Source organism: Amycolatopsis acididurans, from assembly GCF_012328925.1.
In the GTDB taxonomy this organism is placed as follows: Bacteria; Actinomycetota; Actinomycetes; order Mycobacteriales; family Pseudonocardiaceae; genus Amycolatopsis_E; species Amycolatopsis_E acididurans.
The window spans coordinates 239,344-263,854 of sequence record NZ_JAAXLS010000004.1; the positions used below are offsets into that span (position 1 = coordinate 239,344).

At 69.2% G+C, this 24,511-nt stretch carries 23 protein-coding genes; 10 read left to right on the forward strand and 13 right to left on the reverse strand.

The window, feature by feature from the left end; translation table 11 throughout:
- The first annotated feature begins 213 nt into the window (after nucleotides 1-213).
- On the forward strand, nucleotides 214-1,440 hold the full coding sequence (locus HFP15_RS09520; RefSeq protein WP_168513727.1) for a cytochrome P450: 1,227 nt from the start codon (nucleotides 214-216) through the stop codon (nucleotides 1,438-1,440).
- Between the two features lie 45 nt (nucleotides 1,441-1,485).
- Nucleotides 1,486-2,997 (forward strand): amidase, encoded by a 1,512-nt coding sequence (locus HFP15_RS09525; protein ID WP_168513729.1) that lies wholly within the window; start codon nucleotides 1,486-1,488, stop codon nucleotides 2,995-2,997.
- On the opposite strand, the gene HFP15_RS09530 is transcribed toward HFP15_RS09525, so the two are convergent.
- Genes HFP15_RS09530 through HFP15_RS09540 form a run of 3 tightly spaced genes read right to left on the reverse strand, consistent with a single transcriptional unit; the run spans nucleotide 2,994 to nucleotide 6,135 of the window.
- Entirely contained in the window at nucleotides 2,994-4,154 is a 1,161-nt protein-coding gene (locus tag HFP15_RS09530; RefSeq protein WP_168513731.1) for a thiolase family protein, read from the reverse strand. The two genes, HFP15_RS09525 and HFP15_RS09530, sit on opposite strands and share 4 nt — an antisense overlap.
- Nucleotides 4,154-5,170 carry a thiolase family protein gene (locus HFP15_RS09535; protein ID WP_168513733.1) on the reverse strand — a complete coding sequence of 339 codons (1,017 nt, stop codon included), beginning with the start codon at nucleotides 5,168-5,170 and terminating at the stop codon, nucleotides 4,154-4,156. The genes HFP15_RS09530 and HFP15_RS09535 overlap by 1 nt, the downstream gene beginning before the upstream one ends.
- An 11-nt stretch (nucleotides 5,171-5,181) precedes the next feature.
- The gene (locus HFP15_RS09540) at nucleotides 5,182-6,135 is read right to left on the reverse strand and encodes a Zn-ribbon domain-containing OB-fold protein (RefSeq protein WP_168513735.1); all 954 of its coding nucleotides are present in this window, start codon (nucleotides 6,133-6,135) and stop codon (nucleotides 5,182-5,184) included.
- Between the two features lie 78 nt (nucleotides 6,136-6,213).
- Here HFP15_RS09540 and HFP15_RS09545 point away from each other — a divergent pair, with 78 nt between their 5' ends.
- On the forward strand, nucleotides 6,214-7,782 hold the full coding sequence (locus HFP15_RS09545) for an acyl-CoA synthetase (protein ID WP_168513737.1): 1,569 nt from the start codon (nucleotides 6,214-6,216) through the stop codon (nucleotides 7,780-7,782).
- Nucleotides 7,783-7,902: 120 nt separating this feature from the next.
- On the opposite strand, the gene HFP15_RS09550 is transcribed toward HFP15_RS09545, so the two are convergent.
- A complete protein-coding gene (locus HFP15_RS09550; protein ID WP_168513968.1) occupies nucleotides 7,903-8,691 on the reverse strand; it encodes a crotonase/enoyl-CoA hydratase family protein in 789 nt (262 codons plus the stop codon).
- A 46-nt stretch (nucleotides 8,692-8,737) separates the two neighbouring features.
- Here HFP15_RS09550 and HFP15_RS09555 point away from each other — a divergent pair, with 46 nt between their 5' ends.
- Together HFP15_RS09555 and HFP15_RS09560 are read left to right on the forward strand one after the other, a co-directional pair.
- Nucleotides 8,738-10,333, forward strand: a complete 1,596-nt coding sequence (locus HFP15_RS09555) for an acyl-CoA synthetase (RefSeq protein WP_168513739.1) — start codon at nucleotides 8,738-8,740, stop codon at nucleotides 10,331-10,333.
- A gap of 10 nt (nucleotides 10,334-10,343) precedes the next feature.
- Nucleotides 10,344-11,453 carry an NAD(P)H-dependent flavin oxidoreductase gene (locus HFP15_RS09560; protein ID WP_168513741.1) on the forward strand — a complete coding sequence of 370 codons (1,110 nt, stop codon included), beginning with the start codon at nucleotides 10,344-10,346 and terminating at the stop codon, nucleotides 11,451-11,453.
- A 16-nt stretch (nucleotides 11,454-11,469) separates the two neighbouring features.
- Here the strand turns inward: HFP15_RS09560 and HFP15_RS09565 are convergent, their stop codons facing one another.
- Complete coding sequence (locus HFP15_RS09565; RefSeq protein WP_246271575.1) at nucleotides 11,470-12,645, reverse strand: APC family permease; 1,176 nt, start codon at nucleotides 12,643-12,645, stop codon at nucleotides 11,470-11,472.
- Between the two features lie 160 nt (nucleotides 12,646-12,805).
- On the opposite strand from HFP15_RS09565, the gene HFP15_RS09570 reads away from it, so the two are divergent.
- Both HFP15_RS09570 and HFP15_RS09575 read left to right on the forward strand, forming a co-directional pair.
- On the forward strand, nucleotides 12,806-13,285 hold the full coding sequence (locus HFP15_RS09570; RefSeq protein ID WP_168513745.1) for a hypothetical protein: 480 nt from the start codon (nucleotides 12,806-12,808) through the stop codon (nucleotides 13,283-13,285).
- Nucleotides 13,286-13,301: 16 nt separating this feature from the next.
- Nucleotides 13,302-13,748, forward strand: coding sequence for an SRPBCC family protein (locus tag HFP15_RS09575; RefSeq protein WP_168513747.1), 447 nt, complete (start codon nucleotides 13,302-13,304; stop codon nucleotides 13,746-13,748).
- A 54-nt stretch (nucleotides 13,749-13,802) separates the two neighbouring features.
- Here the strand turns inward: HFP15_RS09575 and HFP15_RS09580 are convergent, their stop codons facing one another.
- From HFP15_RS09580 to HFP15_RS09595, 4 genes are all read right to left on the reverse strand, one after another.
- Nucleotides 13,803-15,476: a fumarate hydratase gene (locus HFP15_RS09580; protein WP_168513749.1), complete on the reverse strand. Its 1,674-nt coding sequence runs from the start codon at nucleotides 15,474-15,476 to the stop codon at nucleotides 13,803-13,805.
- Nucleotides 15,477-15,812: 336 nt separating this feature from the next.
- A complete protein-coding gene (locus HFP15_RS09585) occupies nucleotides 15,813-16,859 on the reverse strand; it encodes a sigma-70 family RNA polymerase sigma factor (RefSeq protein ID WP_168513751.1) in 1,047 nt (348 codons plus the stop codon).
- Nucleotides 16,860-17,080: 221 nt separating this feature from the next.
- Nucleotides 17,081-17,506: a D-aminoacyl-tRNA deacylase gene (dtd, locus tag HFP15_RS09590; protein ID WP_168513753.1), complete on the reverse strand. Its 426-nt coding sequence runs from the start codon at nucleotides 17,504-17,506 to the stop codon at nucleotides 17,081-17,083.
- The gene (locus tag HFP15_RS09595) at nucleotides 17,503-18,984 is read right to left on the reverse strand and encodes a DUF7782 domain-containing protein (protein WP_168513755.1); all 1,482 of its coding nucleotides are present in this window, start codon (nucleotides 18,982-18,984) and stop codon (nucleotides 17,503-17,505) included. The genes dtd and HFP15_RS09595 overlap by 4 nt, the downstream gene beginning before the upstream one ends.
- Nucleotides 18,985-19,092: 108 nt before the next feature.
- Between HFP15_RS09595 and HFP15_RS09600 the strand changes: the two genes are divergently transcribed.
- Complete coding sequence (locus HFP15_RS09600; RefSeq protein ID WP_168513757.1) at nucleotides 19,093-20,310, forward strand: amidohydrolase; 1,218 nt, start codon at nucleotides 19,093-19,095, stop codon at nucleotides 20,308-20,310.
- Nucleotides 20,311-20,364: 54 nt separating this feature from the next.
- Nucleotides 20,365-20,700: a DUF3099 domain-containing protein gene (locus tag HFP15_RS09605; RefSeq protein ID WP_168513759.1), complete on the forward strand. Its 336-nt coding sequence runs from the start codon at nucleotides 20,365-20,367 to the stop codon at nucleotides 20,698-20,700.
- A gap of 6 nt (nucleotides 20,701-20,706) precedes the next feature.
- On the opposite strand, the gene HFP15_RS09610 is transcribed toward HFP15_RS09605, so the two are convergent.
- The 3 genes from HFP15_RS09610 to HFP15_RS09620 are packed head-to-tail and all read right to left on the reverse strand — an operon-like array spanning nucleotide 20,707 to nucleotide 22,991.
- Entirely contained in the window at nucleotides 20,707-21,570 is an 864-nt protein-coding gene (locus tag HFP15_RS09610) for a carbohydrate kinase family protein (protein WP_168513761.1), read from the reverse strand.
- Nucleotides 21,567-22,469: a pseudouridine-5'-phosphate glycosidase gene (locus tag HFP15_RS09615; RefSeq protein ID WP_168513764.1), complete on the reverse strand. Its 903-nt coding sequence runs from the start codon at nucleotides 22,467-22,469 to the stop codon at nucleotides 21,567-21,569. Before HFP15_RS09615 ends, HFP15_RS09610 begins: the two co-directional genes overlap by 4 nt.
- 12 nt (nucleotides 22,470-22,481) lie before the next feature.
- Nucleotides 22,482-22,991, reverse strand: a complete 510-nt coding sequence (locus HFP15_RS09620) for a pyridoxamine 5'-phosphate oxidase family protein (RefSeq protein ID WP_168513766.1) — start codon at nucleotides 22,989-22,991, stop codon at nucleotides 22,482-22,484.
- A 70-nt stretch (nucleotides 22,992-23,061) separates the two neighbouring features.
- Here HFP15_RS09620 and HFP15_RS09625 point away from each other — a divergent pair, with 70 nt between their 5' ends.
- Complete coding sequence (locus HFP15_RS09625) at nucleotides 23,062-23,313, forward strand: DUF3039 domain-containing protein (protein ID WP_168513768.1); 252 nt, start codon at nucleotides 23,062-23,064, stop codon at nucleotides 23,311-23,313.
- Here HFP15_RS09625 and HFP15_RS09630 read toward each other — a convergent pair.
- Nucleotides 23,277-24,386, reverse strand: coding sequence for a YihY/virulence factor BrkB family protein (locus HFP15_RS09630; RefSeq protein ID WP_168513770.1), 1,110 nt, complete (start codon nucleotides 24,384-24,386; stop codon nucleotides 23,277-23,279). The genes HFP15_RS09625 and HFP15_RS09630 overlap by 37 nt on opposite strands.
- Nucleotides 24,387-24,511 lie beyond the last annotated feature (125 nt).

The window sequence follows — 24,511 nt, forward strand, 5'->3', positions numbered from 1 at the left end:
GTCAAAGTAGAACAAGTTTCAGTACAAGACAACCGAGCCGCAGGTGAGCTGCCATTCGGCTACCGTCCGAGAGTGTGCGTTCTACCAGTAGTTTCAAGATCCTAATCGAGTAAGTAAACAGGTATCACTAAACCCCTTCCTTTAGTTAACACCGTATGCTTCAATCTGCTCTAGAACGTGTTCCACGAGGATGTGGCGCTCCTGGAGGTAGCCGTGGCAGCACCGATGATCCCCGCAGGTTTCGACTTCACCGACCCCGATCTGTACGCGCAGCGGCTGCCGCTCGAAGAGTTCGCCGAGCTGCGCCGCACGGCCCCGGTCTGGTGGAATCCCCAGCCGCACAATCTGGCCGGGTTCCATGACGACGGCTTCTGGGTGGTGACGCGCCTGGAGGACGTCAAGACGGTGTCCCGCGACAGTGAGCTGTTCTCCTCGCAGGAGAAGCTCGCGATCATCCGGTTCGACGAGACCATGACCGAGGAGGGCATGAACGCCAACCGGCTCGTGCTCCTCAATATGGACGCCCCGCAGCACACCAAGCTGCGCCGCATCGTCTCGAAGGGCTTCACCCCGCGCGCGATCAACAAGCTCGAGGACACGTTGCGCGACCGCGCCGCGCGGATCGTGCACGCGGCGAGAAAGAGGGGCTCCGGCGACTTCGTCCAGGACGTCGCGTGCGAGCTGCCGCTGCAGGCCATCGCCGAGCTGATCGGGATTCCGCAGGAGGACCGCGGCAAGATCTTCGACTGGTCCAACCAGATGATCGGCTACGACGACCCGGAGTACCAGGTCGAGCCGATCGCGGCCTCGGCGGAGCTGGTCGGCTACGCGTGGAACATGGCCGAGGAACGCCGCAAGTGCCCGATGGACGACATCGTCACCAAGCTCGTCCATGCCGACGTCGACGGCGAATCGCTCAACTCCGAGGAGTTCGGCTTCTTCGTCATCCTGCTTTCCGTGGCGGGCAACGAAACCACCCGCAACGCGATCACGCACGGCATGAAGGCCTTCCTCGACAACCCGGACCAGTGGGAGCTGTACAAGGAGAAGCGGCCCAAGACCGCGCCGGACGAGATCGTCCGCTGGGCCACGCCGGTGATCGCGTTCCAGCGCACCGCGATGGCCGACACCGAACTCGGCGGGCAGCAGATCAAACGCGGCGACCGGGTCGGCATGTTCTACAGCTCGGCCAACTTCGATCCGGAAGTGTTCGACCATCCGGAGAAGTTCGACATCATGCGCGAGGACAATCCGCACGTCGGGTTCGGCGGCACCGGCTCGCACTACTGCATCGGGGCGAACCTGGCACGCCTGGAGATCGACCTGATCTTCAACGCGATCGCCGACGAGATGCCGAACATCCGCGAGCTGGCGCCGCCGGACCGGCTGCGCTCGGGCTGGCTCAACGGCATCAAGCACTACCAGGTCGCCTACGAATAGGCCTACGCTCGCCTCCTACCGAGCTTCGCAGGCAGGAGGTGCCCGATGGCCGTCGTCCCGCCCAGTATCGAAGAACTGCGTGCGATCGCCGATCGCTACGGATTCCGATTCGACGACGCGGACCTGAAGTCGTTCTCCGGCCTCGTGCAAGGCAATCTCGCCGCGCACGAGGCCGTCGAGCGGCTGTGGTCGGCGCCGTTGCCGCCGGAACGCCGCTACGAATGGCCCCAGGAGAACCCGCTCGGTGCGTGGTACGTGCGCACCTCGATCGCGCCCACCGGCGAGGGGCCACTGAGCGGTCGCGAGGTCGTCATCAAGGACAACATCGCGGTCGCCGGAGTGCCGATGGCCAACGGATCCCGTGCGGTGGAAGGTTTCGTGCCGAGCCGGGACGCAGCGGTGGTCAGCCGCGTGCTCGCCGCCGGCGGCACGGTCGTCGGCAAATCCGTGTGCGAGGACCTGTGCTATTCGGGCTCCAGTTTCACCTCCTGCTGCGGCCCGGTGCTGAACCCGTGGGACCGCACCCGGCACGCGGGCGGCTCGTCGTCGGGCAACGCGGCGTTGCTGGCGGCGGGAGAAACCCAGCTCGCGATCGGCGGCGACCAGGGTGGCTCGGTGCGGATGCCGGCCGCCTTCTGCGGCATCGTGGGACACAAACCCACGCACGGGCTCGTTCCTTACACCGGCGCGTTCCCGATCGAGACCACGATCGACCACCTCGGCCCGATGACCAGGACGGTGCGCGACGCGGCGTTGTTGCTGAGCGTGCTCGCGGGCGACGACGGCTACGACTCGCGGCAGTACCGCACTCCCGAGCCGCAGGACTACCTTTCCGCCACCGAACAAGACATTCGCGGGCTACGCGTCGGCGTGCTCACCGAGGGGTTCGGGCTGCCCATGTCCGAACCCGGGGTGGACGACGCGGTGCGGGCGGCGATCGACCAGCTGGCGGCCGCGGGCGCCGTGGTGGCCGAGGTGAGCGTGCCGTGGCACCGGGACGGGCTCGACGTGTGGACCGTCATCGGCACCGACGGCACCGCGCGGCAGATGATCGACGGTCACGGCTACGGCATGAACGTGGCCGGGCGTTACGACCCGGAGCTGATGGTGCATTTCGCGCGGGGCATGCGTGAGCACGCGAACGAGATGTCGGACACGCTCAAGACGATGATCCTCACCGGCGCTTTCGCCGCGCAACGCTACGACATGCGGCACTACGCGATGGCCCGCGAACTCGCCTGGGACCTGCGGGCGGCCTACGACGCGGCGCTGGCCGAGCACGACGTGCTCGTGCTGCCCACGGTTCCCTACGTCGCGCGCCCGCTCCCGGGCCCGGATGCCACCCGCGAGCAACGCATGGACAACGCACTGAGCATGGTCGGCAACACCGCGCCGTTCGACGCGAGCGGGCATCCGGCGATCTCGGTGCCGGCGGGGCTCGTGAACGGCCTGCCGACGGGACTGATGATCGTCGGCAGGCGGTTCGACGACGCGACCTGCCTGCGCGCGGCCGCGGCCTACGAGCGGCAGGTCGGTGGTTTTCCTTCCCCTGCTTAGGGTTTCTCCGCGCCGACGACCCACATCGAGAAGTACTGCGAGCCGCCGCCGTAGGCATGGCCGAGCGCGCGACGGGCACCGTCGACCTGGTAGTCGCCGGCCCGGCCCATGACCTGCTTGGCGGCCTCGGAGAACCGCAACATCCCGGACGCGCCAATGGGATTGGAGGAGAGCACGCCCCCGGAGGGGTTGACCGGCAGCCGCCCGCCGAGCGCGGTCTCGCCTGCCTCGGTGAGCTTCCAGCCCTCGCCTTCGGGCATGAAGCCGAGGTTCTCCAGCCACATGGGCTCGAACCAGGAGAACGGCACGTAGATCTCCGCTGTGTCCACTTCGGACAGAGGATCGGTGATGCCTGCCTCGTGCCACAGCGCGGCGGCGGCGTCCTGGCCTGCTTGCGGATTCACCTGATCGCGTCCGGCGAAAGTTGTCGGTTCCGTGCGCATCGCGGTAGCCTGAACCCACGCCGCACCACCACGCACAGCGTCTCCGGCCGCTTCGTCACCGAGCACCATCGCGCACGCACCATCCGAGGACGGGCAGGTCTCGTCGTAGCGGATCGGGTCCCAGAGCATCTGCGATTTCTGCACCGACTCCACCGTGATGTCGGATTGCCGCAGGTGCGCATAGGGGTTCAACGCGCCGTTGCGCCGGTCCTTCGCCGCCACGATCGCGCCGATGTGTTCCGGCGCGCCCGAACGGCGGATGTAGGACCGGACGTGCGGGGCGAAGTACCCGCCCGCGCCCGCGCCGACCGGCATCGTGAACGGGGGTGTGATCGACAGTGCCCACATCGCGTTCGACTCGGACTGTTTCTCGTACGCGACCGTGAGCACGCGCCGGTGCACTCCGGCCTGGATGAGCGATGCCGCGACCAACGCCGTGGAGCCGCCCACCGAACCGGCGGTGTGCACCCGCAGGAGCGGTTTCCCCGTGGCTCCCAGGGAGTCGGCGAGGAACAGCTCCGGCATCATCACGCCTTCGAACAGGTCCGGCGCCTTGCCGATCACGACCGCGTCGATGTCGGGCCAGTCGACCTCGGCGTCGGCCATCGCGCGGTCGATGGCCTCGCGCAGCAGGCCGGGCATGGACACGTCGGTGCGCTTGGAGCGGTGATGCGTCTGCCCGGTCCCGAGCACCGCGGTGCGCTGTTTGCCCATCAGTCGAGTCCCTCCATGACCGCGACGAGATTCTGTTGCAGAGCGGGCCCGCTGGTGGCGTGCGCGAGCACGCGGTTCGCGCGGCCGGCGAAGATCTCCTTCGCCGCCTCGCCGATCCGGGACAGGCCCGCCGCGAACATCGGGTTGCCCGTGAGGGCGCCGCCCGAGGGGTTGATCCGCACCCGCTCGTCGAGTCCGAGTGCGGAGCGCAGGATCAGCTCCTGGTGGCTGAACGGCGCGTGGAGTTCGGCGACCTCCACGCCGTCCGCGCCCGCCGCCCTGCCCGCGGCCTCCGCCGAGGGGGCGCGGGTCAGATCGCGCGCGCCGAGCACGGGTGTGTCCACGCGGTGCTCGATGCCGGTGATCACGGCGGGGCGTTCGGCAAGGTCCTTCGCGCGCTCGGCCGAGGCGAGGATCACCACGGACGCGCCGTCGGTGATCGGCGCGATGTCGTGTGCCCGCAACGGATCCGCGACATACGGCGCGTCCAGCAGTCCCGCCATGTCCACGCCGCGGCTGCGCGCGGCGACCTCCGCGAGGTCCTTCTCGCTCCACAGGCCGGCGTCGAGCCCCATCCTGGCCTGGATACCGGCGATGCTGATCGAATCGGGCCACAACGGGGCGACCGTGTACGGATCGAGCTGCAACGACAGGACCCGGCGCAGTTCACCGGCCGAGGACTTGCCGAAGCCGTAGACGAGCGCGGTATCCACCTCGCCCATCCGGACCTTGAGCCACGCCTCGTACAGCGCCCACGCGGCGTCCATCTCCACGTGCGATTCGTGGATCGGCGGGAAGGCGCCGATCGCGTCGATCGCGGAGATGAACGAGAACGCGCGGCCCGCCAGGTAGTCCGAGGAGCCCGAGCACCAGAACCCGATGTCCTTTTTGGTCAGACCCGTCTGGCCGAAAACATCGGCGAAGATGGGCACGAGCATCTCCACACCGTTGGTGGTGCCCTCGGTGCGGCGCACGTGGGGCGCCTGCGCGAACGCGACGACGGCGACGTCTTGCATCAGAGCACCTCTCACAGGTGGTGGGCGTAGGACTCATACGGCGCGTCCGGCTCGCCGGTCGGCTCGAAATGACTGATGTTCTCCAGGCTCGGCTTCCACTCCTCGCGGGGTTTCCACGCCGCGCGCACCCGCATCCCCATGCGCACCTCGGAGGCGTCACAGCCGAGCACGAGGTGCAGGAAGGCGATGTCGGCGCCCTCGAGCAGGATGTAGGCCGCCACGTAAGGCGGTTTGATGCGCTGCCCGAGGAACGGCACGTTGACGATGCAGAACGTGGTCACGATGCCGGTGTCGGGAAGTTCGACCTCTTCCGACGTCGGCACGCCGTCGGTGGGGCACGCGCCGCGCGGCGGGATGTAGACCTTGCCGCACGCGGGGCAGCGCTGCCCGATCGGCTTGCCCTCGGCGAGCCCGCGCAGGTACCGGCTTTCCTCCGGTGACGCGGAATGCTGGTAGTGCAGGTGCACCGGGGTGATCATGACGCCGTCCTCGCCCGAGGGAGGTGGTTCCGGCGCGCTCCCGTCCGGTGCGCCGACGGGCACGAAGTAGGCGATGTCCCGGATGTGCCCGACACGCTGATCGGCCCACCGGACGCGCACGCGCAGTCCGGTGTGGATCTGGTCCGGGCTGCCCACGTCCACCGCGTGCAGCATCGACGTGTCGGCGCCGTCGAGCTTGATCAGCGCCCACGCGAACGGCCGGTCCAGCGGCTGGCCTTCGAGAGGTTCGGCTATCCACGACCACGACACGACGGTGCCCTCGTCGCCGACCGGCACGAACTCGGTCAGCGGCGCGGCGGTCTTCGGATCGTATTCGGCAGGGGGTACGTGCACCCGCCCGTCGGAGGCCCGCACGCCTTCGATCCGGCGCTCGGCGAGCCCGGTCATGAAGCGCCCGAGCACCGGCCCGAGCGAACGCGTGTAGTCGAAGCCCACTTCGAGCGGTGCGGAAAGCGGGGTAGTCACATTTGGAGTGAAACACGTTCTCGAAATCGCGGCAAGATGCACTTGCCCGCATGTGTAACAAGTTCTAGATTCGAGCCCATGACGACCTCGGAGCAAACGCGCGTCACGACCGGACTGTGGAACATCGCTGCGGCCGAGCCGGATCGCACGGCCGTGGTCGACCCCGATGGCACCGAGGTCGGCTACGGGCAGCTCGCGGCGAAGGCGGACGCCTACGCGCGCGGCCTGCAGGAGCTCGGCCTCGAGACGGGCGACGTGATCGTCGTCCAGCAGCCCAACGGTCACGAGCTGCTGGCGGCCTATTTCGCCGCGATCCAGTCCGGGCTCTACGTCGTGATGGTCAACTGGCACCTCGTCGGCCACGAGATCGCCTACATCGTCGCCGACAGCGGAGCGAAGGCGCTGCTGGCGCACGAACGCTTCGGCGAGGCGGCCCGGATCGCCGCCGACGAGGCCGGCCTGCCCGCCGAAGGCCGGTTCGCGGTGGGCTCGATCGAAGGTTTCCGGCCGGTCGGTGAGCTGGGCACGGGCGGCGAGGGGCGGCCCGCGCGGCGCACCGCCGGCTCGCCGATGCTGTACACGTCGGGTACCACGGGCAAGCCCAAGGGTGTGCGGCGTCCGTTGACCGGCAATGACCCCGACGAGGTTCCTGCCGCGTCCAGCTGGTTCTTCGGGATCTTCGGGCTGAAGCCGTTCGACGACCACGTGCACCTGTGCGGCTCGCCGCTGTATCACACCGCGGTGCTGAACTTCGCCTCGATCTCCATCCAGCTGGGGCACAAGGTCGTGCTGATGGACCGCTGGGATCCCGAAGAGATGCTGCGGCTGATCGAACGGCACCGCGTGACGCACAGCCACATGGTGCCGACGCAGTTCCGGCGGCTGCTCGCGTTGCCGGACGAGGTGCGCGGCCGCTACGACCTCTCGTCGCTGCGGAACATGATCCACGGTGCCGCCCCGTGCCCGCCCGAGGTGAAGCGGCGGATGCTGGAGTGGTGGGGGCCCGTCGTGACGGACTACTACGCGGCCACCGAGGGCGGCGGCACGGTGATCAGCGGCGAGGAATGGCTGCGGAAACCGGGTTCGGTCGGCCTGCCGTGGCCGGGTTCGGTGGTGAAGATCCTCGACGACGACGGCAACGAGCTGCCGCCGAACCAGCCGGGCGCGGTGTACATGAAGATGGGCTCGTCGACCTTCGAGTACCACAAGGACAAGGCCAAGACGCAGAAGAACCGCGTCGGGGAGCTGTTCACGCTCGGCGATGTGGGCTATCTGGACGAGGACGGCTACCTGTTCCTGCACGACCGCAAGAACGACATGATCATCTCCGGCGGCGTGAACATCTATCCCGCCGAGATCGAGAACGAGCTCGTGATGCACCCGAAGGTCGCCGACGTCGCCGTGTTCGGCGTGCCGCACGAGGACTGGGGTGAGGAGATCAAGGCGGTCGTGCAGCCCGCGGAAGGCGTGTCGCCGGGCGAGGAGCTCACCGCGGAACTGCTGGAGTACGCCCGTGCCCGGCTGGCGAAGTTCAAGCTGCCCAAGTCGATCGACTATCTGGACGAGCTGCCCCGCGATCCCAACGGCAAGCTGTACAAGCGCAAGCTGCGGGACCCGTACTGGGAAGGCCGCGAGCGGGCGATCTAGGTTCGCAGTCCGGGCGGCGGTGCGAGGCGATCCGCACCGCCGCCGATCGCTGTCCGCGCAACCACGTTCGCCGGCCGGGAAAACCGGCGAGGACCGAGGCGGGTCCTCGCCGGTCGCGGCTCAGCGGCCTTCGAAGTTCGGCTTGCGCTTCTCCGCGAACGCTTTCGGGCCTTCCCGCGCGTCTCGCGACTGGAAAACCTTCAGGCCGTACTGGGCATCGAGCTTGAAGGCCTCCTCCTCGTGCATGCCCTCCGTATCGCGCATGGTGCGCAGGATCGCCTGCACGGCAAGGGGACCGTTGGCCGCGATCTGGCCGGCGATCTCCAGTGCCTTGTCCAGCGCGGTCCCGTCCGGCACGACCTGCCCGATCAGCCCGATCTCCTTCGCCTCGGCGGCCGTGATGTGTTTGCCGGTCAGCAGGATCTCCGCGGCCACCGTGTACGGGATCTGCCTCGGCAGCCGCACCGCCGAACCGCCCAGCGGGAACAGCCCCCAGCGAGCTTCGGAGACGCCGAACTTCGCGCTCTCGCCCGCCACGCGGATGTCCGTGCCCTGCAGGATCTCGGTGCCGCCCGCGATGGCCGCGCCCTCGACGGCCGCGATCAGGGGCTTGGTCAGCCGCCGGCCCTTCAGCAGGCCCTCGATACGGCTGGGGTCGAACGTCCCCCGCTCGAAGTTGTCGGCCGGCGAGTTCTTCGACATCGACTTCAGGTCGGCTCCGGCGCAGAACGCGCCACCCGCACCGGTCAGGATGCACGACCGGATCTCAGGATCCGAGTCCACCCGGTTCCAGGCCTCGACCATGATCGCCATCATCTCGCCGGTGATGGCATTACGTGCTTCCGGCCGGTTCATCGTCACCACGAGCGTGTGCCCGCGTTGTTCAACTAGCGCGTGCGCCATTCCCACCTCCGTCACCATTGCCCAGAACGATAACATGTTCTACTTTGGCTGAGTGGCATACAACATCGCGGATCTCCTCGAGCACGCCGTCGACGCCGTGCCGGACCGCACCGCGGTCATTTGCGGCGGACGGAAGGTCACTTACGCCCAGCTGGAACAGCGCGCCAACCGCCTGGCCCACCACCTCGCCGCGCAGGGGGTCGGCAAGGGTGACCACATAGGCGTGTACTCGCGAAACTCGATCGAGATGATCGAGACGATGTTCGCGGCGTTCAAGCTCCGCGCCATCGCGATCAACGTCAACTACCGCTATGTGCACGGCGAGCTGCGCTACCTTTTCGACAACGCCGATCTCGTCGCCCTCGTGCACGAAAGGCAGTATTCGGACAAGGTCGTCGCGGTCCGCCCGGAGGCGCCGAAACTGAAACACGTTGTAGTTGTTGAAGACGGCAGCGACGAGCCGTTCGACGGGGTCGCCTACGAGACCGCGCTGAGCGAGAACTCGCCCGAACGGGACTTCGCCGAGCGCAGCGCCGACGACATCTACATGCTCTACACCGGCGGCACCACCGGCTACCCCAAGGGTGTCGTGTGGCGGCACGAGGACGTGTGGCGCGCACTCGGCGGCGGCATCGACTTCGTCACCGGCGAGTACGTGCCCGACGAATGGACGATGGCCGAGCAGGGCAAGGCAGGCGGCATGGTCCGGCTGCCCGCCGCGCCGTTGATCCACGGCGCCGCGCAGTGGGCCGCGTTCGGTGCGCTGTTCTCGGGCGGCACGGTGGTGTTCGTGCCGCAGTTCGACGCGCACGACGTGTGGCGCAACGTGGTGGAGCACAAGGTCCAGGTGCTCACGATCGTCGGCGACGCGATGGCCCGGCCGCTCATCGACGCCTACCACGAGGCCGGCTACGACGCGTCCTCGCTGGTCGCGGTGTCCAGTCACGCGGCGCTGTTCTCCCAGACGGTCAAGCAGGAGTACCTCGCCGCGTTTCCCAACATCGTGCTCACCGACGCGATCGGCTCGACCGAGAGCGGGTTCACCGGCATCGGCATGATCGGCAAGGACAGCGACCACAGCGCGGGCCCCAGGGTCAGCTTCGGCAAGGACGCGGTCCTGCTGGACGAGGAAAACCGTGTGGTGGAGCGGAAACCGGGCGCTTCCGGGCGGATCGCGCGGCGCGGGCACGTGCCCGTCGGGTACTACAAGGATCCCGAGAAGAGCAAGAAGATCTTCGCCGAGATCGACGGTGCCCGCTACGTCATCCCCGGCGACTACGCGCGCTACGAGGAGGACGGCACGGTCACGCTGCTCGGCCGCGGCTCGCAGTGCGTCAACACCGGCGGCGAGAAGGTGTTCCCCGAAGAGGTCGAGGGCGCGCTGAAATCGCATCCCGACGTGTTCGACGCCCTGGTCATCGGTGTGCCGGACGAACGGCTCGGCCAGCGCGTCGCCGCGATCATCCAGACCAGGAACGGGCAGGAGCCCGATCTCGACGCGATCGAGGCACACGTCCGCACCGAAATCGCCGGGTACAAGGTGCCGCGCAGCGTGTGGGTGGTCGAGGAGATCGGCCGGCTGCCGAGCGGAAAGCCGGACTACCCGTGGGCGCAGCGGCACGCGGCCGCCCACCAACCCGCCAAGTAGGAGGAAACGTATGCGCACCGCGCTGTGCGACAGGCTCGGCATCGAGTACCCGATCATCGGTTTCACCCCGTCGGAGCATGTCGCCGCCGCGATCAGCAAGGCGGGCGGCCTCGGCGTACTGGGCTGCGTCCGGTTCAACGACGCCGCGGAACTCGACGGCGTGCTGGACTGGATGGACGCCAACACCGACGGCAAGCCCTACGGGGTCGACATCGTGATGCCGGCCAAGATCCCGACCGAGGGCACCCAGGTCGATCTCGACAAGCTGATTCCCGAGGAGCACAAGGCTTTCGTCGAGCGGACGCTCGCCGAACTCGGCGTGCCGGAGCTGCCCGAAGAGGCCGAACAGCGGGCCGGGGTGCTGGGCTGGCTGCACTCGGTGGCGCGCTCGCACGTCGAGGTCGCGCTCAAGCACCCGATCAAGCTGATCGCGAACGCGCTCGGTTCGCCCCCGGTCGACGTGATCGAGCAGGCACACTCGCACGGGGTGCCGGTCGCGGCGCTCGCCGGCAAGGCGGAGCACGCGGTACGGCACGTCAACAACGGCGTGGACTTCGTTGTGGCGCAGGGATACGAGGCCGGCGGGCACACCGGCGAGATCGCGTCGATGGTGCTGCTTCCGGAGATCGTGGACGCGGTCGGTGACCGGGCTCCGGTGCTCGCGGCCGGCGGGATCGGCTCGGGACGCCAGGTGGCGGCGGCACTCGCGCTCGGCGCGTCCGGCGCGTGGATGGGTTCGTACTGGCTGGCCACGGAGGAGTACCTGACGACCATGCCCGGTTCGGTCGCGATGCAGACCGCGCTGGTCAACGCCACATCGTCGGACACCGTGCGCACCCGGATCTACACCGGCAAACCCGCGCGCCTGCTCAAGACGAAGTGGACCGAGGCGTGGGCCGCACCCGAAGCGCCGCAGCCGCTGCCGATGCCGCTGCAGAACCTGCTCGTCTCGCCCGCGCACAACCGGTTGCACGAGACGAACGATCCGCAGCTGGTGTCGATGCCCGCGGGCCAGATCATCGGGCGCATCGACCGGGTCCGCCCGGTCGCGGAGATCATGGCCGAGCTGATCAGCGGGTACGAGGAGGCACTGACCAGGCTCGACAAGACCCGAGGTTGACGCATGCGGGCGCCGTTCAGCTACGTGAGCTGGGCCGCCCTGCACCGGGAAGACCTCGCCTGACGGCGAAAGCCAGCACGCCGATCGCCAGCACGACCAAGCCGGAGAGCACCGACGACAACGGCAGGCTGAACGCCAGCACGACACAGCCGATCAGCCCGGCCACCGGAATCACGCGGCGGCCGAGGGTGAACGCGCTCGCGTTGGCGATCGCGTAGTAGGTCAGCACAGCGAACGACGAAAAGCCGATCGCACCACGGAGATCGGCGAAGGACACCAGTACCGCGACCAGCACGCCGACCGCGATCTCCGCCCGGTGCGGCACCCCGAACCGGGGGTGCACCGCGGCGAGCGCGGTCGGCAGGTGGCCGTCGCGGGCCATCGCGAAGGTCGTCCGGGACACCCCGAGCACCAGCGCCAGCAACGATCCCAGCGCCGCGATCGCGGCCCCGATCCGCACCACCGGCGCGAGCCCGGACGGCACCGCGACCGCGAGGGGGTCCGAAGTGGACGCGAGCACGTCCGGCCCGAGGCCCAGCAGCAACGCGACCGCGACCACGGCGTAGACCACCAGCGTCAGCCCCAGCGCGATCGGGATCGCCCTGGGAATCGTGCGCGCCGGATCACGCACCTCCTCACCGAGCGTCGCGATGCGCGCGTAGCCGGCGAAGGCGAAGAACAACAGCCCCGCCGACTGCAGGATCCCGGTCGGATTCGCCGCGAGGGAAAGCCCCGCGGTGGAATGGTTTCCGGCTACGAACATCGCGATCACCGAACCCGTGAGCACGAGCAGCGTGATGCTCACGATCACCCGGGTCGCCAGCGCCGAACGCTGTACGCCCCGGTAGTTCAGCGCCGTCAGCGCCAGCACCGCGCCCGCCGCGATCAGCGACTGCCACGGGCGCGCGAGCCCCGGCGCCACGTACAGCGCGACGGTCAGTGCCATCGCCGCGCAGCTCGCCGTCTTGCCGACGACGAACCCCCAGCCCGCGAGGTAGCCCCAGAACTCGCCGAGCCGCTCCCTGCCGTAGACGTAGGTGCCGCCGGAGGACGGATAGATCGCGGCGAGCCGGGCCGAGGACGTCGCGTTGCAGTAGGCCACGACCGCGGCCACCGCGAGCCCGATGAGCAGACCCGCACCGGCCGCGTGGGCCGCGGGAGCGAAGGCGGCGAACACCCCGGCGCCGATCATCGAGCCGAGGCCGATGACCACGGCGTCGCCGGTGCCGAGCCGTCGCTTGAGCTGTTCGGTCACGGGGACATCCAACTGTATGGCGCGGGGATCCGCATCCATCCGGTCATGCAACCCGGACGCGACGCGCTTCCGTCCAGGACACATGAGGTGGAAAGGAATGCTAGCCGGAATCGGGATCGTCCTCGTCACCGTCACGGCCTGCGGGGAGCGGCCGAACTCCGCGTCTCCCGGCGGCGGGGGCACGGCGCCCACGACCAGCAGCGAACCGGCGCCGACGGTGCCCTCGATGCCGGCGCGGCCCGGCAGTTCGCAGACCGCGCCCGCGGGCAGCACGCTCGTGCCGCCCGCTCAGATCGACGCGACGCGGCTGCCCCAGGACTTCCCGCGTGAGGTCTTCGTCACAGCCGACGACCGGTCGCTGTACCTGCGTGCGGAGGAGGGCGGCTGCAACCAGGCGTCGGCCGAGGTGAAGGAGCAGACCCTGGCGCAGGTCGTGGTCAACCTCGTGGAGACCAGGTCGAACAAGCAGGGCCAGATGTGCACGATGGACATCCGCTACCCACTGGTGTCGGTGGCGCTCGCCGCGCCGCTCGGGCAGCGGAAGGTCGTGCTGACTTCCGAGAAGCGAGGTTACTAGGGAGTAGGCTCCCGGCATGGGTAACCGCCAGGTCTCCGTAACCAGGACGATCGCCACCGCGCCGGAGAACATCTTCGAGCTGCTCGTGGACCCGTCGAAGCATCCGCTGCTCGACGGGTCCGGCACCGTCCGGGCCGCACAGGCAGGCGCACCGCAGCGCCTGGAGCTCGGCTCGAAGTTCGGCATGGACATGAAGATGGGCGCGTCGTACAAGATCCTCAACACGGTGGTCGAATTCGAGGAGAACCGGCTCATCGCGTGGCGCCACTTCAACGGCCACCGCTGGCGCTGGCGGCTGGAGCCCGTCGAGGGCGGGACCAGGGTGACCGAGACCTTCGACTGGTCCACGGCGCGCGTGCCGTTCCTGATCAGCCTCAGCCACTTCCCGCGCAAGAACAAAGAGGGCATCGAAAAGACCCTCGACCGCCTCGCCGGGATGTTCCCGGTCGGCTCCGGAAGCTGACACGCGACAAGCGGCCAGGGTGCGCACACCCTGGCCGCTCGTCGCGTGGTTGTCTCAGCTGCGGAAGCTGATCTGCAGCACCGGCTCCGAGGTCTCGGCGAAGAAGTCGTTGCCCTTGTCGTCGATCACGATGAACGCGGGGAAGTCCTCGACCTCGATCTTCCACACCGCTTCCATGCCCAGCTCGGGGTACTCCAGCACGTCGACCTTCTTGATGCAGTCCTGCGCCAGGCGCGCCGCGGGACCACCGATCGACCCCAGGTAGAAGCCGCCGTGCTGCTGACACGACGCGGTGACCTGCTTGGACCGGTTGCCCTTGGCGAGCATCACCATCGAGCCGCCCGCGGCCTGGAACTGCGCCACGTACGAGTCCATCCGGCCCGCCGTGGTCGGCCCGAACGAACCGGACGCGTAACCGTCCGGAGTCTTGGCCGGGCCGGCGTAGTACACGGGGTGGTCGCGCAGGTACTGCGGCATCTGCTCGCCCGCCTCGAGCCGCTCCGCGATCTTCGCGTGCGCGATGTCGCGCGCCACGACCAGCGGACCCGTCAGCGACAGCCGCGTCTTGACCGGCAGCGACGCGAGCTGGGCGCGGATCTCGTCCATCGGCCGGTTCAAATCGACGCTGACGACCTCGTCGGACAGGTCGTCCTCGGTGACCTCCGGCAGGAACCGCGCCGGGTCGCGCTCCAGCTGCTCGATGAACACGCCGTCGGCGGTGATCTTCGCCTTGGCCTGGCGGTCGGCCGAGCAGGACACCGCGATGCCGACCGGGCAGGACGCGCCGTGCCGGGGGAGCCGGATCACGCGCACGTCGTGGCAGAAGTACTTGCCGCCGAACTGCGCGCCGATCCCGAACTGCCGGGTCATCTCCAGCACCTGGCCTTCGAGGTCCTTGTCACGGAAGCCGTGCCCGAGCGCGGAACCCTCCTCGGGCAGGTTGTCGAGGTAGCGGGCCGAGGCGAGCTTGGCGACCTTGAGGTTGAACTCGGCCGACATGCCGCCGACCACGATCGCCAGGTGGTAGGGCGGGCAGGCCGCGGTGCCCAGGCTGCGCAGCTTCTCGTCGAGGAACTTGGCCAGGCGCTTGGGGTTGAGCACCGCCTTCGTCTCCTGGTAGAGGAAGGTCTTGTTGGCGCTGCCGCCACCCTTGGCCATGAACAGGAACTCGTACGTCGGAGAGGACTGACCGGCAGCGTTGTCCCGGTGATACAGCTCGATCTGCGCGGGCAGGTTCGTACCGGTGTTCTTCTCTTCCCAGAAGTTCACCGGTGCCATCTGCGAGTAGCGCAGGTTCAGCTCCTGGTAGGCGTCGAACACGCCGCGCGCCAGCGCTTCCTCGTCGTTGCCGCCGGTGAGCACGCCCTCGCTGCGCTTGCCGATCACGATCGCGGTTCCGGTGTCCTGGCACATCGGCAGCACGCCGCCCGCCGAGATCGCCGCGTTGCGCAGCAGGTCCATGGCGACGAACCGGTCGTTGCCGCTGGCCTCCGGGTCGTCCACGATCGCACGCAGCTGGGCCAGGTGCGAGGAACGCAGCAGATGCTGGATGTCGGTGATCGCGGTCTTCGCGAGCTTCGTCAGCGCCTCGGGGGCGATTTCGAGGAACTCGCGGCCGCCCGCCTCCACGACGCGGACCCCGTCCGGCGTCACGAGGCGGTACTCGGTCTCGGTGTCCGGGGACAGCGGCAGCACGTCGGTGTAGTTGAACGGCGGGGTGGTGGTCACGCACGGCTCCTCTGCACGCGGTTCGGGTAGCCAAAGACGTTACCGCGTGCGTGCGGTCACACCGGGTGTGGTGTGGCGAAGAACCACAAGGGCCGGAAAATAGTCGGAAGGCCGGGCCCACCCCGACGGACCCGACCTTCCGGGGAAAGCGGACAGGAGCACCGAGCACCTACCGCGAAGCTCACACAACGGAAGACGTGTTTCTCCCGTGCGCGTTGCTTCGACCGTCCCGTGACGAAAGTCATATGTCAACGCCGCCGTTCGGGTTATACCAAGCGTCGCGCCGCGATAACGGGAGGTCACCTCCACCTTCCGGAGGTGACCTCCTGCCTTTCGTCAGCTGGCGTAGGCCCGCAGCCGCTCGGCGCGCTCGCCCTGCCGGAGCTTCGACATGACCTCGCGCTCGATCTGCCGCACGCGCTCGCGCGAGAGACCGAAGTGCTTGCCGATCTGGTCCAGCGTGCGCGGCTGCCCGTCGTCCAGGCCGTAGCGCAGCCGGATCACCGATTGCTCACGCTCGTCGAGGGTGGCCAGCACCCGGCGCAGATCGTCCTGCAGCAGGCCGGAGATCACTGCGCTCTCGGCGTCGGTGGCCTCGGAGTCCTCGATGAAGTCGCCCAGCGGGGCGTCCTCCTCGGTGCCGACCGGCATGTCCAGGCTTACCGGGTCACGCGCGTGGTCGAGCAGGTCCGAGACCTTCTCGGCCGGAATACCCGACTCGGCGGCCAGTTCCTCGTTGGTGGCCTCGCGGCCCAGCTGCTGGTGCAGGTCACGCTTGATGCGCGCGAGCTTGTTCACCTGCTCGACCAGGTGCACCGGAAGGCGGATGGTGCGGCCCTGATCGGCCATGCCCCTGGTGATGGCCTGGCGGATCCACCAGGTGGCGTAGGTGGAGAACTTGAACCCCTTGGAGTAGTCGAACTTCTCCACCGCGCGGATCAGGCCGAGGTTGCCCTCCTGGATCAGGTCCAGCAGCGGCATTCCGCGCCCGGTGTAGCGCTTGGCGAGCGAGACGACCAGCCGCAGGTTGGCTTCCAGCAGGTGGTTCTTCGCGCGGTGCCCGTCCCGGATGAGCGCCCTGAGCTCGACCTTGCGCTGGTCGGTGAGGTCCTCGGCGGTGTCCAGCATGTGCTGGGCGAACACGCCAGCCTCGATGCGCTTGGCCAGCTCCACCTCGTCGGCGGCGGTCAGCAGTGCGGTCTTGCCGATCCCGTTGAGGTAGACACGGACCAGGTCGGCCGCGGGCCCCTGCGCGTCCAGGTCGGCGTCCACACTCGGCTGAGCGGGTACGCTGGAGTCGAAGGCCGGCTCGGACGCGAGTTCGGGGATTCGCCGCTCGGGCTTTGAGCGGCCGGTCTTACGCTCGAGAGTCTGTACTGACATGTTTGCCTCCCCGGTCACGGGCTGACACGTTGGTGCGTCACACCGGCTGTGCGTCGTGCCCCGAGCCTGTGGAACTCGGAGCCCGAATCCAGCTCGTCGGCTGGACACTTGGGTCAACGCGGCAAGCCCCGGAATCGTTCCCGTGTGTTCCCGGAGAATGGACGGAATAACCATGCGGCCGGTTGCTCGACCAAACCTGAGGTTTTCCTGAGAAGCGTGGTCTAGACCTCGACGAGAACGGTGAAGGGCCCGTCGTTCACGCTGTGCACCGCCATTTTCGCGCCGAACACGCCGGTACTCACACGTGCGCCCCGCTCGCGGAGTTCACGCACCACGCCGTCGAACAGGGTGGCCGCGGCTTCCGGCCGGGCGGCGGCGATCCAGGATGGACGACGTCCTTTCCGGGTATCTCCGTAAAGAGTGAATTGGCTCACCAGGAGCAGCGGTGCCCCGGTGCTCGCGCACGACTCCTCGCCGTCGAGCAGGCGCAGTTCGTGAAGTTTGCGGGCCATCGCGACCGTTTTGTCGGAAGTGTCGTCCTTGTGGACGCCGAGCAGCACCAGCAGGCCCGGCTCGCCGATGGCGCCGACGACCTCACCGTCGACCACGACGCTGGCCTCCGTGACCCTGGCCACCACGGCTCTCATACGGGCTCGATCATCCCGTGGCGGACGAGTTCCCGGATCATCGGCAACGCCGCTCCGGCCAGTTCCTCCGCCGTGCCGCCGTGCGCGATCGTGAGCAGTTCCAGCAGGTCGGACAGGGGCAGCGCGCCGCGGCAACCCGCCAGCAGCGCCGCGGCCAGTTCGTCCACCTCGTGCTGCCAGCCGGGCCCGTCGGTGCGGTGCAGGCGGCGGATCGTGGTCTGCCAGCCCTCCTCGCCCGGCGTGTCGATGCGTTCCAGCAGCACCGTCGGCGGCACCCGGAACCGGGTGTCCAGCAGGTCGTCGGCGTGCTCGCGCAGCCAGGCGACCCGGTCCAGCCACGCGCCCGCCTCCGGGCCGAGCGGATCGTCATAGGCCTGCCGCAGGTCCTCGCACACGACGGTCGGGTGCTCGACCTCGGCGCGGCGCAGCGTGACGAATCCGAACCCGATGCCCCGGACCTTCTCGTCGGCGAACCAGTCCAGCCACGCGCCCGCCTTCGCGCGGCCCTCGGGTGAGCGGGGATCGATGCCCGCGTCGCGCAGCCAGGTGCCGACATACAGGCCGGGATCGGCCACGTCGCGCTGGACGAACCACGCGTCCGTGCCTGCCGGCAGCCAGCGCGCCACCCGATCGGCCCAGTCCTCGCCTTCCACGTGCAGCCAGGACGCGAGCAGCTGCCCCACGCCTCCGGGGTTGAGCAACGCCGGAAGCTGGCGAACCACCAGCGCCGAGGCGTCGTCCCCGGCGAGCCCGGAGTCGCGGTAGGTGTAGTCGACGCGGGGCGGGCCGACCACGAACGGCGGATTGCACACGATCTGGTCGAACCGCCGGCGCGCGACGGGCGCGAACCACTCGCCGCGCAGCAGTTCGACGTCGAGCCCGTTGAGCCGGAACGTCAGATCCGCCAGCGCCAGCGCGCGTGACGAAACGTCCGTGGCTGTCACGTGCTGCGCGTGCCGCGCCGCGTGCAGCGCCTGCACGCCGTTGCCGGTGCCGAGGTCGAGTAACGAGCCCACCGGGCGGCGGATGGTGGCGCGGATCAGGCTGAGCGAGGCGTGCCCGACGCCGAGCACGTGATCCGGTGGCACCTCGTGACCCAGCTGGTCGGAGTCCAGGTCGGAGACCACCCACCAGGAGCCTTCCTCGTCACCGTGCGGGCGCACGTCGAGTCCGGCGCGGATCCGCTCGCCGTCCCCGCGCACCAGCCCGCTCGCGAGCGCGTCCTCCAGTGGCAGCGGGGCGAGCGCGGCGCGAACGGCGGCCTCGGGCTCGCTGCCGCCGAGCAGGAACAGCCGGATCAGGGTGCCCAGCTCACCGGCGTCGGTGCTGGCGCGGTAGGCCGGCTCCGGCTCGTTGCGGCCGAGTGCGGCGTGCGCGGCACCGCCGAGCGCGGCCAGCACGCCATCGGCGTCGTAGGAGGTGCGCCGCAGTGCCTCGCGCAGGCGGGCGCAGAAGTCGTCGGAGAACTCGAGGGTCACAGCCGGTGATCCTATGCGGGCAGGCGCCGGTCCACCCGGACGAGCCGCTTCAGTCCACTGTGGCCGGTGAGCGGCGCGTGGCGTGGTGTTCTGTGCTGAGATGGTGGGATGACCGCTGCCCTGGCTCCGCTGGACGGGCTGCTGCCCGCGCTGGAAACGCTGTACGTGGACCTGCACCGGCACCCGGAACTTTCGTTCGAGGAGCATCGGACGGCGGCCGAACTGGCCCGCCGTCTGACCGAATCGGGCTACGAGGTGCACACGGGTATCGCGGGCACCGGGGTGCTCGGCGTGCTGCGCAACGGCGAGGGCCCGGTGGTGATGCTGCGCGCCGACATCGACGCGCTGCCCGTCGAGGAAAAGACCGGACTCGAGTACGCGGCGCGCGGCGAGGTGATGCACGCGTGCGGGCACGACATGCACGCCACCTGGCTCAGCGGAGCGGCCGACCTGCTCGCGCGGGCCCGCGGATCGTGGCGGGGCACGGTGCTCGCGGTCTTCCAGCCGGGTGAGGAAAAAGGCAGCGGCGCGGCGCGGATGGTCGGCGACGGCCTGTTCGACCTCGCCGGCACGCCGTCGGTCGTGCTGGGCCAGCACGTCGTGCCGGGTCCGGCAGGCTGGGTGCTGACCCGGCCCGGCGTGATCATGGCCGCCACCGACGCCATGCGGATCACCCTGCACGGGCGCGGCGGGCACGGTTCGCGGCCGGAGACGACGGTCGACCCCGCGGTCATGGCGGCGTCGGTGGTGATGCGGCTGCAGACGATCGTGTCGAGGGAGATCTCGGCCACCGATTCCGCGGTCGTCACGGTCGGGTCCATGCGGGTCGGCACCGCGCACAACGTCATCGCCGACCACGCCGAACTCGAGGTCAACGTGCGCACGTTCGACGATCAGGTGCGCAAGCGGGTGCTGGCCGCGATCGAGCGGATCGTGCGGGGCGAGGCCGCCGCCGCGGGTGCGCCGGAGCCGCCCGAGTTCACCTCGATCGGGAGCTTCCCGGTGACCAGCAACGACGACGCGAGCAACGCCGCGCTCACCACGGTCTTCCGCGACCACTTCGGCGCCGAGCGGATCATGGAGGCGCCGCTGGTCACCGGCAGCGAGGACTTCAGCGAGTTCGGCAGGGCGGCCGGGGTACCGTCGGTGTTCTGGCTGGTCGGCGGGCTCGATCCGGAGACCGTGCTCAAGGCGGTGGCCGAGGGCCGGTTCGAGGACGACATCCCGTCGAACCACTCGCCGAAGTTCGCGCCGGTGCTGCATCCGACGCTGCGGACGGGAGTGGAGACGCTCGTCGTCGGGGCGTTGTCGTACCTGCGGAGGTGATTGACCCACCTGGGTGTCGCATCCGGCGGCGCGGTGGGAGCATGGACAGCGGAGGTGGTGGTCGTGAACAGGTCCCCCGGCGGTTCTGGCCGTGAGGTCGATCCGGTGCTCATCACCGAGGCCGCGCCGTCGTATGAGGACGAGCACGCCGCCCGTAAGCGCAAGTACATGCTGATGATGGGCATGCGCTTCCCGTGCCTGATCCTGGCGGGCGTGTTCTACCACACGTGGTGGCTGGCGCTGCTGTTCATCGTGTTGTCGATCCCGCTGCCGTGGATCGCGGTCCTGGTCGCCAACGACCGCCCGCCACGCAAGGCGGAGCAGGTGAGCCGCTACGAGCGCGAAGCGAGGGCCATCGAACGAGGCGAACACCGCATCATCGAAGGCTGACAAGCGCTAAGGCTGCGCCCCCACCCGCGACACCGCCTCGGCCCCCAGCCGCGCGCCCGCCCGCAGTGAGTCCACTGTGGACTTCCCGGTCAGCCAGGCCGCGAGCAGGCCGGCGTCGAAGGCGTCGCCCGCCCCGGTGGAATCGACGCAGTCGGCCGGTTCCGCGGGCACGCTGACCACGCCGTCCCCATCGATCCAGCTCGCGCCCGCCATGCCCTGGGTGACCGCGACCGCCCCGACTTCGCCCAGCAGGCTCGCGGCCGCCGCGGGGTGCGGCGAACCGGCGAGCGCGGTCAGCTCGTCGGCGTTGGGCAGCAGCAGGTCCACCCCGCGCACGTCGGCGAGGAACCGGTCCGGATCGGTGATCAGCGCCGCCGCCTGCGGATCCACCGACGTCGTCAGCCCGGCCTCCTTCGCCGCCGTCAGCGCCGCCAGCCCACCGGGCCGCGACGACGGGTACAGCAGCACGTAGCCGGACAGGTGCAGGTGGGACGCACCGGCCAGCGCGGCCGCCTCGACGTCCTCCGCACGGAACCGCGCGTTCGCGCCCCGGTCGGCGAGCATGCTCCGCTGCCCGCCGTCGTCCACCAGCGACACCACACAGCAGGTGGCCGCGTCCGCGTCGACCGCGAAGGCGCACCGCACGCCCGCCGCCTCCAGTTCCGTGCGCATCAGGCGGCCGCCCGCGTCGTCGCCGACCCGCGCGATCAGGGTCGTGGCGGTGCCGGTCGCGGCCAGCCAGCGCGCCGTGTTGGCCCCGGCCCCGCCACCGGTCAGCTGGACGCGGGCGCTGGAATCGCCGCCGTCGACGATGCCGGTGTGCCGTGCCACCACGTCGAGCCCGGCATCGCCCACCACCACGATCCTCATGCCAGCTCCACCGCGACCTGGGCGGCCAGCCGCGCGTTGGACAGCACCAGCGCCTCGTTCGCGTCCAGGCTCACCCCGCCGCTCGCCGAGTGGAAATGCTCCAGCAGCACGGGAGTCACGTCCTTGCCGGAAACCTGGTTGCCGCGCACCAGCTCCAGCCCTTCGGCGAGTAGCCGGTCGTGCAGCTCTCTGTCCATTTCGGACTCGGCCGGGACCGGATTCGCCAGCAGCACACCGGAACCGCTGTAGCACCGGTGCGCCGACACCACCGCCGCGACCTGCGCGGGGTCCTCGACCCGCCACGGCACGGCGTGCCCGGAGGAACGCAGGTAGAAAGCGGGAAAGTCGTCGGTGCGATACCCGAGCACCGGCACCGAAGCGGTCTCCAGCACCTCCAGCGTCGCGGGAATGTCGAGCACCGACTTCACGCCCGAGCACACGACGAGCGTCGGAATCCGGGACAGTGCACCGAGATCCGCCGACACGTCCCAGGACTCGGCCGCCCCGACGTGCACCCCGCCGAGTCCGCCGGTGGCGAACACGCCGATCCCGGCCGCGTGCGCGAGCGCCGAGGTGCTCGCCACGGTCGTCGCACCCGAACGGCGCAGCCCGACCGCCGGGCCGAGATCGCGCAGCGACAGCTTGTCCAGTCCCGCGTCCGCCGCACACACGCGGTCCAGTTCGGCGGAAGACAGGCCCACGACGGGACGGCCGTCGAGCACCGCGATGGTCGCGGGCACCGCACCCGCGTCGCGCACGGTGCGCTCGACGCGGTCGGCCACGTCGCGGTTACGGCCGGGCGGCAGCCCGTGGGACAGGATCGTGCTCTCGAGCGCGACGACGGGCCTGCCGCTGTTGACGGCGTCGGCCACCTCGCCGGAAAGGGATATCGGGGTCACGGCCGATCATCATCACCCAGCGGGCGAGCGCAGGTCCCAGCGGGTCGGCGAGCCCGTGAAGTCCCGTTCGTCCAGCGCGAACACCCACCGTGGGCGCACCCGCACGGTCGCGTTCTCGGCCGGATCGAGGAAATCGAGGTCGTAATCGGTGCCGTACTTGACGTTGAGCGCGTCCAGGAACGTCTTGACCGACACGGTGTCCGTCATGATCCTCGCCCGCCCCTCGGCGATCACCGGGTTGAGCGGATCGCCGGTGGCGACCGAGACCTCCGAACCGAGCACGATGTTGCGTATCTTGCGCGAGCCGACCGACGAGGAGAACCACACCGCGTCGTCGTGCCACACCGCCCACACCGGCATCTGGTGCGGCCTGCCGTCCGGCCGGACCGTGGCCACCCAGTAGTCGTGCGAATCGCGCAGCCTCGCCACCGCCCACGACCAGGGGAGCAGCCCGGATCCCTGATCCGGCGGCAGCATGCCGTAGCCGGGCATGTACGGACGGCTCGATCTGGGCTCGGGCATCGCCGCTCACCTCCTTGGGCAGATGGTGCGCCTCTCGCGGCCGCGGTGGCCAGTCCGGCATCATGGAGACATGAGTACGACGACGTTGCCCGAGGTCGAAACACGGCCGGAGAGCACTGACAGCACCGACAGTGACGAACCGAAGGTCTTCCACTACGTGCGCAAGAACAAGATCGCCGAGAGCGCGGTCATGGGCACGCACGTCGTGGCGCTCTGCGGTGAGGTCTTCCCGGTGACCAAGTCGCCCAAGCCCGGCTCGCCGGTGTGCCCGGCGTGCAAGGAGATCTACGAAGGGCTGCGCCCCGGACCCGAGGGCGACTGATCGGCCAGGCTCGGCTCCCCGCCGTCGTCGTCGGCCTCGGCGGACGGCTCGGGTCCGGATTCGGGCCCGGCCTGCTTGCGCGGCCTGCGTAGCGGTGTCGTGGTGCGCTCCCACAGGCTCTTGCCCTCGGAGCGCATCCGCTCGCTCGCCCGCTCCATCTCCAGCCTGCGCCACTTCCGCCGCTGCCGCCTGGTCATCTTCGCCGGCCACAGCTCCTGGATGGCGCTGTTGAAATACGCGCCGCCGACCACGGCCATGCCGATGAAGTAGGTGAACAGCAGCCATGCGATCGGCGTGGCCAGCGCCCCGTAGGTGTAGCCGGTCCTGGTGATCCAGCCCAGGTAGATCCGCAGCCCCACACTGGCCAGCAGGAAGATCACCATCGCGAGCACCGCGCCCGGCAGCCCCCGGTGCCACGGCAGCCGCCGCGGCAGCGAGACCTTGTACAACGTCGCCAGCGCGAGCACCAGCAGCACGCCCAGCACGGGGTAGTACAGCGTGCCCACCCACATCGCCAGCGTCGGGCGCCACGAGTCGGGGAAGAAGTCGGTCAGCAGGTCCGGCCCGATCGCGATGATCGGCAGCCCGATCACCAGCAGGATCAGGCTGGCCAGATACAGCAGCAACGCGAAGATCCGTTGCCACACCTCGTTGCGCACACCGTACTGGTCGTGCGCCACGGTGATCGCGTCGACGAACGAGGACATCGCCGACGATCCCGCCCACAGTGAGATCACGAACCCGACCGAGACGATCTCGCCCTTGCCGATGGTGAGGATGTCGTCGACGGTGGGTCCGATGATCTGCTGCACCACGTTCCCGGTGAAAATCCGGTCGCAGAACGTGATGATCTTGTCGTGCACGTCGGTGACGAACGCCTGGCCGAACAAGTCGCCCATGTAGCCGAGACAGCCCAGCAGTCCCAGCAGCAGCGGCGGCAGCGACAGGGTCTGCCAGAACGCGGCTTCGGCCGACTCGGAGAAGATGTTGCCGTCCCAGGCCTTGGAAAGGGTGCGGCCGACAAGGCGCCGCACACCTTTGCGGGGCGGTTTGGGCTCGGTCTTGTCGTTCATCTCGAGGTCCAGCATGGTGCATTGGCGCGGTTTTGGCGCGCCGATGGTGTGGCGTGTTCCACTCGGCCGTGCCGTTCGCGGCCCGATCCCCGCTCGCCCGGTAGTCTTCTCCGAGCGCCCTCACG

Excerpts from the sequence above, each read along its gene's own strand:
- dtd (WP_168513753.1), bottom strand. The coding sequence starts at position 17,506 with ATGAGAGCCGTGGTGGCCAGGGTCACGGAGGCCAGCGTCGTGGTCGAC.
- HFP15_RS09560 (WP_168513741.1), top strand. The coding sequence starts at position 10,344 with ATGCGCACCGCGCTGTGCGACAGGCTCGGCATCGAGTACCCGATCATC.
- HFP15_RS09535 (WP_168513733.1), bottom strand. The coding sequence starts at position 5,170 with ATGCAAGACGTCGCCGTCGTCGCGTTCGCGCAGGCGCCCCACGTGCGC.
- HFP15_RS09625 (WP_168513768.1), top strand. The coding sequence starts at position 23,062 with ATGAGTACGACGACGTTGCCCGAGGTCGAAACACGGCCGGAGAGCACT.
- HFP15_RS09630 (WP_168513770.1), bottom strand. The coding sequence starts at position 24,386 with ATGAACGACAAGACCGAGCCCAAACCGCCCCGCAAAGGTGTGCGGCGC.
- HFP15_RS09600 (WP_168513757.1), top strand. The coding sequence starts at position 19,093 with ATGACCGCTGCCCTGGCTCCGCTGGACGGGCTGCTGCCCGCGCTGGAA.
- HFP15_RS09585 (WP_168513751.1), bottom strand. The coding sequence starts at position 16,859 with ATGTCAGTACAGACTCTCGAGCGTAAGACCGGCCGCTCAAAGCCCGAG.
- HFP15_RS09610 (WP_168513761.1), bottom strand. The coding sequence starts at position 21,570 with ATGAGGATCGTGGTGGTGGGCGATGCCGGGCTCGACGTGGTGGCACGG.
- HFP15_RS09530 (WP_168513731.1), bottom strand. The coding sequence starts at position 4,154 with ATGGGCAAACAGCGCACCGCGGTGCTCGGGACCGGGCAGACGCATCAC.
- HFP15_RS09545 (WP_168513737.1), top strand. The coding sequence starts at position 6,214 with ATGACGACCTCGGAGCAAACGCGCGTCACGACCGGACTGTGGAACATC.
- HFP15_RS09575 (WP_168513747.1), top strand. The coding sequence starts at position 13,302 with ATGGGTAACCGCCAGGTCTCCGTAACCAGGACGATCGCCACCGCGCCG.
- HFP15_RS09565 (WP_246271575.1), bottom strand. The coding sequence starts at position 12,645 with ATGATCGGCGCCGGGGTGTTCGCCGCCTTCGCTCCCGCGGCCCACGCG.
- HFP15_RS09620 (WP_168513766.1), bottom strand. The coding sequence starts at position 22,991 with ATGCCCGAGCCCAGATCGAGCCGTCCGTACATGCCCGGCTACGGCATG.
- HFP15_RS09570 (WP_168513745.1), top strand. The coding sequence starts at position 12,806 with ATGCTAGCCGGAATCGGGATCGTCCTCGTCACCGTCACGGCCTGCGGG.
- HFP15_RS09525 (WP_168513729.1), top strand. The coding sequence starts at position 1,486 with ATGGCCGTCGTCCCGCCCAGTATCGAAGAACTGCGTGCGATCGCCGAT.